Origin of the sequence: Deinococcus metallilatus, from assembly GCF_004758605.1 — a bacterium.
GTDB lineage: Bacteria > Deinococcota > Deinococci > Deinococcales > Deinococcaceae > Deinococcus > Deinococcus metallilatus.
The window spans coordinates 1,673,259-1,685,634 of record NZ_CP038512.1 but is presented as its reverse complement, the minus strand read 5'-3'; the positions used below and the strand labels follow the sequence as shown (position 1 = coordinate 1,685,634).

General features: G+C 70.1%; 10 protein-coding genes. 4 read left to right on the top strand and 6 right to left on the bottom strand.

Annotation, left to right across the window (positions count from 1 at the left end; translation table 11 throughout):
- Positions 1-85: 85 nt before the first annotated feature.
- The 4 genes from E5F05_RS14125 (at position 86) to E5F05_RS14110 (ending at position 5,651) form a co-directional block, all read left to right on the top strand.
- Positions 86-1,366 carry an alginate biosynthesis protein AlgP gene (locus E5F05_RS14125; protein ID WP_129119273.1) on the top strand — a complete coding sequence of 427 codons (1,281 nt, stop codon included), beginning with the start codon at positions 86-88 and terminating at the stop codon, positions 1,364-1,366.
- Between the two features lie 100 nt (positions 1,367-1,466).
- Positions 1,467-2,231, top strand: coding sequence for a shikimate dehydrogenase (locus tag E5F05_RS14120; RefSeq protein WP_129119272.1), 765 nt, complete (start codon positions 1,467-1,469; stop codon positions 2,229-2,231).
- Positions 2,232-2,869: 638 nt separating this feature from the next.
- A complete protein-coding gene (locus E5F05_RS14115; RefSeq protein ID WP_129119271.1) occupies positions 2,870-4,456 on the top strand; it encodes an ABC transporter substrate-binding protein in 1,587 nt (528 codons plus the stop codon).
- A gap of 7 nt (positions 4,457-4,463) precedes the next feature.
- A complete protein-coding gene (locus tag E5F05_RS14110; RefSeq protein ID WP_129119270.1) occupies positions 4,464-5,651 on the top strand; it encodes a M20 family metallopeptidase in 1,188 nt (395 codons plus the stop codon).
- 114 nt (positions 5,652-5,765) lie between these two features.
- Here E5F05_RS14110 and E5F05_RS21930 read toward each other — a convergent pair whose 3' ends face one another.
- Genes E5F05_RS21930 through pcaDC form a run of 6 tightly spaced genes read right to left on the bottom strand, consistent with a single transcriptional unit; the run spans position 5,766 to position 12,312 of the window.
- Positions 5,766-7,124 (bottom strand): 3-oxoacid CoA-transferase, encoded by a 1,359-nt coding sequence (locus E5F05_RS21930; protein ID WP_164973487.1) that lies wholly within the window; start codon positions 7,122-7,124, stop codon positions 5,766-5,768.
- A complete protein-coding gene (locus tag E5F05_RS14100; RefSeq protein WP_129119268.1) occupies positions 7,121-8,416 on the bottom strand; it encodes a thiolase family protein in 1,296 nt (431 codons plus the stop codon). Before E5F05_RS14100 ends, E5F05_RS21930 begins: the two co-directional genes overlap by 4 nt.
- Positions 8,413-9,762 (bottom strand): 3-carboxy-cis,cis-muconate cycloisomerase, encoded by a 1,350-nt coding sequence (gene pcaB / locus E5F05_RS14095; RefSeq protein ID WP_129119267.1) that lies wholly within the window; start codon positions 9,760-9,762, stop codon positions 8,413-8,415. Before pcaB ends, E5F05_RS14100 begins: the two co-directional genes overlap by 4 nt.
- Positions 9,763-9,786: 24 nt before the next feature.
- Entirely contained in the window at positions 9,787-10,398 is a 612-nt protein-coding gene (pcaG, locus tag E5F05_RS14090) for a protocatechuate 3,4-dioxygenase subunit alpha (RefSeq protein ID WP_129119266.1), read from the bottom strand.
- Positions 10,388-11,113 carry a protocatechuate 3,4-dioxygenase subunit beta gene (pcaH, locus tag E5F05_RS14085; RefSeq protein ID WP_129119265.1) on the bottom strand — a complete coding sequence of 242 codons (726 nt, stop codon included), beginning with the start codon at positions 11,111-11,113 and terminating at the stop codon, positions 10,388-10,390. The genes pcaG and pcaH overlap by 11 nt, the downstream gene beginning before the upstream one ends.
- Positions 11,110-12,312, bottom strand: coding sequence for a bifunctional 3-oxoadipate enol-lactonase/4-carboxymuconolactone decarboxylase PcaDC (gene pcaDC / locus E5F05_RS14080; protein ID WP_129119264.1), 1,203 nt, complete (start codon positions 12,310-12,312; stop codon positions 11,110-11,112). The genes pcaH and pcaDC overlap by 4 nt, the downstream gene beginning before the upstream one ends.
- Positions 12,313-12,376: the final 64 nt, after the last annotated feature.

Below are 12,376 nucleotides of genomic sequence, written 5' to 3'. Positions count from 1 at the left end.
ACTCTCGGTGCCGGGGGCGGCGACAATGGGCCGCATGGTTCCCCGCCTGCCTTCTGCCGGGTGCGGGACGCGAAAGGAGCATCACATGAAGAGCAATGACACGGGTGTGAGCGGCACCAGCCTCCTGCTGCTCGGCGGCCTGTTGGCCCTGGCCCTGAACCGGAATGCCCGCCATCAACTGGTGAGCGGGACCCATCACCTGCTGGACAGCGCCCAGGAAACGCTCGACGAGACGGTGAAACCGGCCCTGGCGACCGCTGCCAGCCAGGCGCAGCAGGCCGCGCAGGTCGCCGTTCACAAGGGCGCGGAGACGTTGGAGACGCTGCGCGAGGAAGTCCCCGGCCGCGCCCAGGCCTTGCTGGAGAATGCCCAGGACGTGGCGGGGAACGTGGTCGGCGTGGTGGCCGACAGGGCGGCTGATCTCAAGCGCGAGGCGCGCGGCGCCGTGCAGGAGGCGCAGGACATGGCCGAGGGCCGCCGCCGCGAGGCGCAGAAGGCCCTGGGGCAGGTGCAGGAGCAGGTCAAGGACAATCTCAAGGATGCCCGTAAGGCCGGAAAGTCCCTGCTGGCGGAGGCGGAAGACCGCGTGCAGTCCCTCGCCGGGCAGGCCGAGAATCTGGCCGAAGGGCGTCGCCGTGAGGCGCAGAAGGCCCTGGAGCAGGCGCGGCACCAGGCGAAGCAGGACCTCAAGAAGGCCAGCAAGGCCGGGAAGGCCCTGCGGTCGGAGGCCCAGGACCGCCTGGCAAGCCAGCGCCACGACCTGGAGCAGAAACTGGCCCGGGCCCGCCGCCACGCTGAGAAGGACCTGCGGCGCACCCGACGCCGCTGGGACGCCGACAAGCTGGAACGCGCCGTCGAGAAGCGGATCGCGCCCCTGAAGAAACAGACGGCGCGTGACCTGGCCCGCCTGGAAAAGCAGGGGAAAGCCAAGCTCAATGCCGTACAGGCCAAAGCCCACAAGAGTGCCCGCGCCGAGTCCGGAGGCGGGATCAGCGGCGGGACGGTCGCGCTGGTCCTGCTGGGTGCCGGAGCGGTCGTGCTGGCCCGGGTGCCCGCCGCCCGTCAGGCCCTGCTGGACGCGGTCGGCAGCGTCAGCCCCGAAGCGGCCGAACGGCTCCATAAGGCGGGCCGCAGCGCCCGCAACCTGGTGGGCAGCATGTGGCTGGAGCGCATCGAGGAACCCGCCCAGACGCCTGCCCCTGCCCCCGCCAAAGGCACCCAGGCAGGCACCACGGGCGCGACGTGGGGCGCCTCCACCGAACCCGGCGCACCGGCCACGAGCCGTCCCACGACGGCTTCCCAGAATCAGGACGCGGCCCAGAACCCCGCGCCCAACGCCCAGAACCCCGCCAACAAGCCTCACTGAGCGTTCCAGACTCAACCTGTGACGAGCAGGGGCCACCCCTTTCTGCGGGTGGCCCCTGCCGTTGCTCGCCGGGTTGGTGACGCGCGGTACACTTACGCTGATGTCCGCCATCCCTGATGCGCCCCTCGCCCTGATCGGATACTCGTCGCAGGCTGCCCGCGCCTTCCGGGAGGTGGGGCTGGTCGCCCTGACCGTCCCCCATGACGACCTGACGGCAGTGCTGGAAGCCTGCCGGACCCTGCGTTTCGCGGGCGCGCTGGTCCATCCCACATTGGAGATCGCCGCCGCCGAGGTGCTTGACCCCGACCCCGATGCCCGCCGGGCAGGCCGGGTGGACGCCGTGGCTTTCACGGGCGGGGCGGCCAGCGGCGGCGTCCACGCCACCTATACCCTCGCTGACGCCCTGATGGACGCGGTCGAGGAAAGCGGCTACGCGGCGCGCGGGGCCAGCGCCCTCTTCCTGGGCGGAGCTGCCGATCTGGCGCGGGCGCTCCCGCTGGTGCGCCTGGGGTTCGAGCATGTGGGCATCGCCACCGATCACCTGCCGGATGCCGAACGCTTCGCCCGTGAGCTGCCCGCCAGCGTGCGGGCCTTTGCCCTGGGCCGCCGCGACCCGGCCCTGATCTCCCTGGCCGAGCGCGCGGACCTGATCGTTCTGGCCAGCGGGAGCCTCCCGGCGGGGCTGCTCCAGCCGTACCACACCCTCGCGGACCTGACCGGGCAGGGCACGACCGGCACCAGCGGCGCGGCGCGCCTCGACCTCGCGGCCCTCCCGGCCCTGCGCCTGGCCCGGCAACTGCTGCACGCCACCGGCCAGCGATACCGCCCGGAGGCACTGGCCGGTCTGGTGGGCGCGCTGGTCTGACGCGCCTTCCGGATTTTTCCATACCGACAGGAAGTGTTGCGGGTGGACCGGAAAGTCCTCTCCCGCGCGGCATCCCTGGGTGACTCTCCTGAGCGCCTCTCGGGCCGCACCTACAGCACCGGGGCGCGGGATTCTCCCCGACCCGGTCCCACAGCGTGAAGGCCGCACGCGCTCCGGGACGGGTGATGCCCTCGTCCTCCCACCCGGCGGCGAGGCCAGCAGCTCGCGCACGATCAGCGCGTCGGCTTGCAGATGCAGCGGCTGGGCGCTGGCGGTCAGTCCGGTCACCCACCAGGATGCGCTGGGCCTCGGGTTGGACGGGGTCTTGGCTCAGGTGCGGGTCAGGCTCACGGTCAGCGGCGTCATAGGGGGGGAGGGTAACCCTTGCGGGAGAGGCCAGTCCTCCTCCAGACAACTTCCACGACCTCCGGCTTCCCGCCCTTGACAGCGCCCGGCAAGCCACGTAGCATTAACATACTGACAAGTATGTAAGGCTCAAGCCGCCTCTCGCTTGCACCGGTAGCCCCAGGCGCGGTGGGCCTGTGCAGCCCGTACCTGCGAGGATGGTTCCCGCTGGGCACCGCTTCTCGGACCAGAGGAGCAAGACGCCCCCTTCCGCCTTTCCATTGGAGGACCGCATGTTGAAGAAGCTGCTCACTGCCGGACTCACCCTCGCCCTGATCTCCGGCAGCGCCGGGGCTGCCACCCTGGTCTTCGGCATGGGCGGCGAGCCCGTGTCGCTCGACTCCGGCACGATCATCGACAGCAACTCGACTTTGGCGCAGTCGCAGGTCTACGACTACCTGGTCAAGTTCAAGAAGGGCACCACGGACCTCGCGCCGGGTCTGGCGCTGCGCTGGGTCCCCAACAAGGACGCGAGCGAATGGACCTTTTATCTGCGGCCCGGCGTGAAGTTCACGGACGGCACGCCCTTCAATGCCGACGCGGTGGTGTTCAACGTCAACCGCTGGTGGGACCCGGGGGCGCCCGGCGGCGCCAAGGCGCAGAGCAAGACCTTTACCTCCTGGCAGATCACGTTCGGCGGCTTCAAGGGTGATCCCGGCGACATCCTGAAGAGCGTGCGTGCCGAGGGGCCAGACAGGGTCGTCTTTACGCTGACCCGGCCCTTCGCGCCCTTCCCGGCGACGATGGCGACCACCTTCTTCGGGATCGCGTCGCCCACGGCCGTCAAGAAGGGAGGCGCGGTGTACGGCACGCCTGCCGCGCTGCCGGTCGGCACCGGGCCCTTCATCATGCAGTCGTGGAAGACGGGCGACCGCATCACGCTGGTGCCCAACAAGAACTACTGGGGCACCAAGGCGAGCTACGACCAGCTCATCCTGCGCTTCCTGAAAGACCCCAGCGCCCGCCTGAACGAACTCAAGGCCGGAGCCATCGACTTCACCAGCGACCTCAACCCCGAGCAACTGGGGGCGGTGAAGGCCGACAAGAACTTGGTGCCCGTCATCCTCCCCTCGTTCAACGTGGGCCTGCTGAGCATGAACGTGGCGAACCCGTACCTGAAAAACCCCAAGGTGCGGCAGGCTATCAGCATGGCGATCAACAAAAAGGCCATCGTGGACGCCTTCTGGAACGGCCTGGCCGACACGGACACCAGCATCGTCCCCCCAGTCCTGAAATGGGCCAACAATCCGGCCGTGCCCGCCGACTACAAATTTGATCCGCAGGCGGCCAAGAAGCTGCTGGCGGACGCGGGCTATCCGAACGGGTTTTCCCTGGACCTGTGGTACATGCCGGTCAGCCGCCCATACTTCCCCACGCCCAAACCCATTGCCGAGGCGATGGCCGCTGACCTAGGCGCCATCGGCATCAAGGCGAACCTCAAGACCGAGGACTGGGCCAAGTACCTGACGGACGCCCGCAAATCGCCCGGCTTCGACATGTACATGATCGGCTGGAGCGGGCCGTACGCCAGCCCGTACAGCTTCTACAACACCCACTACGGCCCGGACGGGGACGCCGACACCAACTACAGCAACCCCACCCTGCTCCAACTGATGAAGGCCGTGGCCGCCACCGACAACCGCGCCGCGCAGGCCAAGCTGTACGGTCAGATGCAGCAGATCACCTACGACGCCAACGTCCGCATTCCCATCGTCCACTCGCGCCCGCTGGCTGCCGCCCGTACCTACGTGAAGGGCTGGACCCCCAGCGCCACGTCCCTGATCCCCTTCCAGGACATCACCCTCGAAGGGAAGCAGTGAGGCGGACATGACGGATACCCTCCAGAGCGAGCGCGAGGCCCTGCGCGAGCAGGTGATCGCCTGGCGCCGTTACCTGCACCAGCACCCCGAACTGTCCTTTCAGGAACACCGGACCGCCGCCTTCGTCGAGGCGCGGCTGCGGGAGATGCCGAACCTGACGGTTACGCGCCCCACGCCCACCAGCGTGCTCGCCACCCTGAAGGGGCAGGCCGGGCCGGGCCGCACCGTGCTGCTGCGCGCCGACATGGATGCCCTGCCCATCCAGGAGGAAACCGGGCTGGCCTTCGCCTCGCAGAATCCCGGCGTGATGCACGCCTGCGGGCATGACGGCCATACGGCGATGCTGCTCGGCGCCGCCCAGGTCCTCTCGGCCCACCCCGAGAACCTGCACGGCGAGGTGCGCTTCATCTTCCAGCACGCCGAGGAAGCCTTCCCGGGCGGCGCGCAGCAGGTGGTGGACGCCGGAATCATGGACGGTGTGGACGTGGTGGTCGGCACCCACCTGATGAGTCCCATTCCGACCGGGGTGGTCGTCCTGCGGGAAGGTCCCCTCCTCGCGGCCCCGGATGGCTTTGAGATCACCCTCCGGGGCAAGGGCGGGCACGGCGCGAATCCGCACGAGACGGTCGATCCGGTGGTGATCGCCGCGCAGGTGATCCTGGCTTTTCAGACCATCATTTCCCGTCAGCGCGACCCCCTGGAACCCGCCGTGCTGAGCGTCACGCAGATTCACGGCGGCACCGCCCACAACGTGATTCCCGACAGCGTCACGCTCGGCGGCACGGTGCGGACCTTCGACCCTGAACTCCGCGAGTGGATTCCGCGGCAGATGGAGCGGCTGCTGCGGGGCATCACCGACGCCTACGGCGCGAGCTACACCCTCGACTACCGGCAGGGCTACCGCGCGCTGCACAACGATCCCGCCACCACCGGCCTCCTGCGCGAGGTGGTCCGGGACACCCTCGGTTCAGAGGTCACCCTGCTGGAAGGCAAACCCAACATGGGCGGCGAGGACTTCAGCGCCTACCTCACGAAGGCGCCCGGCACGTTCATCATCATCGGGGCCGGGAACGTGGAGGAGGGCATCACGGCGCCCCACCACCACCCCCGCTTCACCATCGACGAACGCGCCCTGGAGTACGGCGTGGAACTGTACGTCGCGGCAGCACGCAGGCTCACCCAGCCCACGGCCTGAACATCTAAACGTGAGGGACGCCCGGATTCTGGACACCGGGCGTCCCTCGCCGCGTTGGGAGGAAGGTTGCGGCCTTCCCCTCACCCATCTCTTTCGCCAGCCCGGCCTGGCAACCTACCCGACCACCGCGCCGAGCCGTTCCTCGAAGCGGGCAGCGGTGGTGGCCCGCACGTCTTCGAGGCTGGCGCCGGGGAGGAGTTCGGTCAGGGTGAGGTGTCCGTCAATGAACTCGAACACCGCCTTGTCGGTGATGATCATGTCCACCTTGCCCCGCGCCGTGAGGGGCAGCGTGCATTCGGGGACGATCTTGGGCGTGCCGTCGGGGTCGGTGTGGGTCATGGTCACGATCAGCCGTTTGGCGCCGCTCGCCAGGTCCATCGCGCCGCCCACGCCCAGCAGGGGCTTGCCCGGGACCGCCCAGTTCGCCAGATTTCCGGCCTCGTCCACCTGGAGGCCGCCCATCACGGCCACGTCCACGTGTCCACCCCGGATCATCCCGAAGGAGGCGGCGGAGTCGAAGTAGCTCGCGCCGGGCAGGGCCGTGACCGGAATCTTGCCCGCGTTGACCGGGTACTCCATCGCGCCGCCGTCCTCGGGGGCGGGGCCGACGCCCAGCATCCCGTTCTCGGTGTGGAGGTTCACCCCATGCTCGGGCGTGATCAGGTCCGCGACCAGGGTGGGAATGCCGATGCCGAGGTTCACCACGTCGCCGGGACGCAGTTCCCTCAGGGCACGGCGCGCCATGTGCATCCGGGCCGGGTCCACCTTCTTGGCCCCGCTCTTCACGCTGGCGCTGCTGCCCAGGTCCTCGGGCGTCAGGGTGGCCTGCACCAGATAATCGACGTACAGCCCGGGGGTGTGAACGTGCTCGGGCGGAATCTGGCCCACCTCCACGATCTCCTCGACCTCCGCCACGACCAGATCGGCGGCGGTCGCCATGCCGGGGTTGAAGTTCTGCTCGGTCAGGCGATACTGGAGATTCCCGGCAGTATCGGCCCGCCAGGCGCGAATAAAGGCCACGTTGCCCCGGATCGCCGGGACGAAGACCATCTCCCGCCCGTTGAGCGTGCGGGTATCGCTCCCCTCGGCAATCACGGTGCCCGTCGCCGTCGGCGTGTAGAAGCCGCCCAGCCCCGCGCCCCCGGCCCGAACCGCCTCGGCCAGCGTGCCCTGCGGCAGCAGCTCGACTTCCAGTTCGTCCGCCTGATACGCCTTCACCGCCTCGGGGTTGGAGGTGAAGTAGGAGCCGATGGCCTTTTTGATCTGCCCGTTGCGCAGCAGGCGCCCGCCGCTGAGGCCGGGTTCCGAGACGTTGTTGGCGACGTAGGTGAGGTCACGGGTGGGGAGTTCGGCCAGGGCGTGCATCAGGTGAACCGGGTTCCCGGTCATCCCGAAGCCGCCGACCAGCAGTGTGTCCCCCGACTTCACCAGCCGGGCCGCTTCCCCAGCGGTGAGGACGGGAACGGCCTTCATGCCTCCACCCGCTCGATCAGGGCCGCCTCGCCCTGCCCGACGCCGACGCACAGGGTCGCCAGACCGTAGCGTGCGCCGCGCCGTTCCAGTTCGTGCGTGAGGGTGGTCACCAGCCGCGCGCCGCTCATGCCGAGGGGGTGCCCCAGGGCCACCGCGCCGCCGTTCACGTTGACCTTTTCCGGGTCCAGCTCCAGTTCCCGGATGCAGGCCAGCGCCTGGGCCGCGAAGGCCTCGTTGAGTTCCACCAGGTCCACGTCCGAGAGGTCCAGCTCCAGCCGCTCCATCAGCTTGCGGGTGGCGGGAACCGGCCCGAGGCCCATCACGCGCGGGTCCACCCCCGCCGACGCCGCCCCGACCCAGCGGGCCAGCGGCTTCAGCCCCAGCTCGCGGGCCTTTTTCGCGCTCATCAGCACCAGGGCTGCCGCGCCGTCGTTCAGGCCCGAGGCGTTGCCCGCCGTCACGCTGCCCCCCTTGCGGAAGGCGGGTTTCAGGCCCGCCAGCGTCGCCTCGTCGGTGGCGAGGGTGAAGCTGTCCCCCTCGCGCTTGTAGCGGGGATGCTCGTCGGTGTCGAACACCGTCACGCCCTTGCGGCCCTTGACCTCGATGGGGACGATCTCCTCCCTGAAGGTTCCGGCGTTGAGGGCCGCCACCGCGCGCCGCTGCGATTCGAGCGCGAAGGCGTCCTGAGCCTCACGGGTGATCTCGCCCCCCGCGATCTCGCCCTGGCGGCTGCGTTCCACGATGTTCTCGGCGGTTTCGCCCATCGCCTCCAGCGGGAACAGCGCCTCCATCGCCGGGTTGGGAAAGCGCCAGCCCAGGGTGGTGTCGTAGACCGTGACGTTGCCGTTGGCGAAGGCCTGGCCGCCCTTGGGCATTGTCAGGGGCGCGCGGGTCATGCTCTCGACGCCGCCAGCGACATACACGTCCCCGTCACCATTGCGGATCGCCCGCGCCGCCGTGTTGATTGCCGCGAGGCCCGAGGCGCACAGGCGGTTGACCGTCAATCCGGCGACGGTCTCGGGCAGCCCGGCCAGCAGGGCGGCCATGCGGGCCACGTTGCGGTTGTCCTCGCCCGCCTGGTTGGCGCAGCCCAGGATCACTTCCTCGATCTGCTCGGCGGGGACTCCGGCCCGGTTCACCGCCTCCTTGATCACGGTGGCGGCCAGGTCATCCGGGCGAACGGTGGACAGCGCACCGCGGATCGCGCCGATGGGCGAACGGACGGCGGACACGATCACCACGTCGCGGTCTTGCAGGTCGTCTGGCGTCAGGGGTGGGTGGGTTCTCGTCATTTTGAACTCCTGTCCGGGTCGGCGGTCTGCTGAAGGACCCGGTCGATCAGTGCGTCACTCGCGCCAAGATAATCGGTTTCCCGCACCGCTTCCCAGTCCAGGGGCGCGTCGGTGCAGGACTGGACCGCTTCCGAGAGCGGCAGGCCACCTTGCAGCGCGGCTTCCACCGCCTGGCGCACCACCTGTTTGGCCCGCTGGCGGCCGATCAGCGGCGCGAGGGCGAAGGTGTAGGCTTCCGCCAGCATCAGGCCGCCGGACGCGGCGACATTGTCCCGCATCCGCGCGGCGTCCACGTCCAGCTCCTGCGCGAGCGTGGCCGCGCGGTCGAGTGCCCCAGCGGTCAGGCCCAGCATCTGCGGCAGGGTGAGCCATTCGAGCTGCCAGCCGTGCGTGCCCCGTTCGTGTTCCTGAATCAGCGCCTGGTGCAGCCCGGACAGCAGCGCGGCATTGGCGCGGGCGGCCGCCACGATCAGCTCGCTCCCGATGGGGTTGCTTTTTTGCGGCATGGTGCTCGACCCCCCGCGGGAGGGATCGGCGGACTCGCGCACCTCGGCCACCTCGCTCTGCGCGAGCAGGATGAGGTCCTGGGCCATCTTCCCCAGGCTGCCCGTCACCAGCGAGAGCCAGCCGCCGAGTTCGGCCAGCGTGTCGCGCTGGGTGTGCCAGGGGGTCGGGGCCTCGCCCAGCCCGAGGTCGTGCGCCAGCGCCGCGCTGACGGCCAGCCCGTCCCCCTTCAGCGCGGCCAGCGTGCCCGCCGCCCCGCCGAACTGCACGACCAGCAGCCGGGGCCGCAGTTCCCGCAGGCGGTCCCGGTGGCGCAGGAGCGGCGCGAGCCACCCCGCGACCTTCAGGCCGAAGGTGACCGGCAGCGCCTGCTGCGAGTGGGTGCGCCCGGCCATCAGGGTCTGCCGGTGGGCGTCCGCCAGCCGCGCGAGGCGCTGCACCAGCCGGTCCAGCGCGGCGGCCAGCAACTCCAGCGCGTCCCGCAGTTGCAGGACCAGCGCGGTGTCCAGAATGTCCTGGGTGGTCGCCCCCCAGTGCAACGCCGCCGCCGCGTCCTCCGGCATCTCCTCGCGGAGCTGGGCCAGCAGCGCGATCACCGGGAAGCCGTCGTGCGCGATCCCTTCCCGCAGCTTTGGCAGATCCGGCTGGAAGTGCCCCGCTGCCTCCACGATGCCCCGCGCCGCCTCCGCCGAGATCACGCCCACCCGGGCCTCGGCGCGAGCGAGCGCGACCTCCACATCGACCAGGCGGCGCACGTGCTCCTCGTCGGAAAAGAGGCGCTGCATCGCCGGGGAGGTGAAGAGCGGCCCGTACAGGCCGGAGTCGAGCGAAGTGAAGCTCACGCGGCTCCCGGCGGGCGGATGATCTCAGTCCACATCGAAGAAGACCGTTTCCCGTTCGCCCTGCATGTGGAAGTCCAGGCGGTAGAGGGGCCCGTCGGGCGTCTCCTCGCGCCGCGCGATCAGGGTGGGTCGGCGCGCGGGCGGCACCAGGGCCAGCACCGGGTCGGCGCCGTTGTCCTCGTCGCTGAAGTAGATGCGGGTGGGCAGGTGCGTGAGCAGGCCGCGCATCCCCAGCCACACGTTCAGGTGAGGGGCCTGACTGCCGACGCGGCCCGGCTTGACGGTGCGGAACAGCCAGAACCCGCCTTCCCGCCGCGTATCGCTGCGGCCGAAGCCGTGGAAGGCCGTGTCGGGGGGAAAGCGCCCGGCGGGGTCCGCCTGCCAGACCTCCACCAGCGCGTCGGGCACCGGCAGACCGTCGCCGTCCAGCACCCGGCCCGTCACGGTGACGCGCTCGCCCTGCAGCGGGTCGCCCGGCACGACCAGCAGGTTCTCCCGTTCCAGCGGCAGGTCCTGCCCGTGGACCAGCCCCTGGTGGAAGTAGGGGCCGACCGTCTGGCTGGGCGAGGGGCCGAAGGCGTCCCGGGGGATGTTGGAATCCTCGGGGGAGAGGGGAAGGCGGCCCTCAGTCCTCATGGTCCGGCTCCTCGAAGGGCGTCGGCGCGGGGCCGCCCAGCACAATGTCGAAGCGGTAGCCCAGCGCCCACTCGGGCTGCGTGAGCGCCAGGTCGAAGCGGCTGACCAGTCTTGAGCGGCCCTTCTCGTCGGGAATGCCCTGGTAGATCGGGTCGTAGGCCAGCAGCGGATCACCCGGAAAGTACATCTGGCTGACCAGCCGCTGCGTGAAGCCGGTCCCGAAGATGCTGAAGTGGATATGCGCGGGCCGCCAGGCATTGGGGTGGTTGCGCCAGGGGTACGCGCCGGGCTTGAGGGTCAGCAGCTCGTACTCGCCGTATTCGTCGGTGAGCATCCGGGCCGTGCCGCTGAAATTGGGGTCCAGCGGGGCGTCGTGCTGGTCGCGCAGGTGGATGTAGCGCCCGGCGGCGTTCGCCTGCCACGTCTCGATCAGCGCGCCGCGCACCGGGCGGCCCGTGCTGTCCAGCAGCCGTCCCCGCACGATGATCCGTTCCCCGATGGGTTCACCGTTCACGCGGGCGTTGCGGGTGGTGTCGTTGTCGTCCGGGCGGAGGCAGTCCGTGCCGAACACCGGGCCGGTATGGTCCCGCAGCGCGTCGGGCAATGGGATCAGCCGTTCGTGCGGGGCGCGCCCCACGCTGCTGGTGTAGGGCGGGTAGAGGTGTGGGGGGTGGACCCCGCGGGTGGCCTGTGCCTCGGGTGGCGTCTGGGTCATGGGTCGTTCCTTTCGGCCAGAACCTGTCGGGCGATCTGGAAGGCGCGGTTGGCGACCGGAACGCCCGCGTAGACGGCGACGTGCAGGAAGACTTCGCGCAGGTCTTCCTCGCTCACGCCCGTATTCTCGGTGGCGCGGATGTGCATCGCCAGTTCGTGTTCGCGGGGGAGAGCGGTCAACACCGCCAGGGTGAGCAGGTGCCGGGTGCGGGTGTCGAGGTGACCGCGTGACCACGGCCCGCCCCAGGCGTACTCGGTGATGAAGGTCTGGAAGTCGCGGTCCAGGTCGCTGACGTTCGCTGTGGCCCGCTCCACGTGGTCCTCCCCCAGCACCCTGCGGCGCACGCTCAGGCCCGTCTCGTAGCGTTCCCCGGCCCCAGTCCGTGGCAGCGTGCCCAGAAAGTGCCGGATATGGGCGATGACGGCCCCGGGCTGCTCCACGCTGGGAATGTGCGCGGCCCCCGGGATCAGGTGCAGCGGTGCGCCCAGCAGGTCAGCGAGTTCGCGGTTCAGTTCGGGGGGCGTGGACGTGTCGCCCTCGCCGCACAGCACCACGGCGGGCACCTTCAGCCGCGCCGTCTGCTCGCGCAGGTCGGCCTCCCGCAGGGCCGCGCAGGTTCCGGCGTACCCTTCCGGCGCGGTGCGAACGAGCATGTTCAGGTAGCCGCGCGCCTCGGCCGGGCGTTTCTCGAAGAACGCGGGCGTGAACCAGCGCGACAGCGCGGCGGGCGCGACCCGTGCCAGATTCTTCTGCTCCGCGGCCTCGATGCGCTCGTTCCAGAGGTCGGGCGTCCCGATCTTCACGCCGGTGCCGATCAGCACCAGCCCCTCAGTGCGCTCGGGGTAGGCCGCCGCGAAATCCTGCGCGATCATCCCGCCGACAGACACGCCGACGAGGACCGCCCGCTCGATCCCCAGGGTGTCCAGCAGGCCCTTCAGGTCCCCGGTGTGGTCGCGCAGGGTGTACGGCGCGGGCGGCGCGTCGGACAGGCCGTGGCCGCGCTGGTCGTACTGCACGGTCCTCAGCGTGGCGGCAAAGGCGGGCGCGACCGCGTCCCAGATCCGCAGGTCGCTGCCCAGCGAGTTGAGGAACACCAGCGTCCGGGCTGCCTGATTCGGGCCGCCGACCCGGTGGTGCAGCGCCACATTGTTCACGGTCATGAAGGCCGGGAGAGCGGGGTTGGAAGGGAGGTCAGACATGCAGGAGTCCCTGATCCCTGGGCGGGCAGTGGCGAACGCACCTCGCGGCGCAGCAGACAGAAAG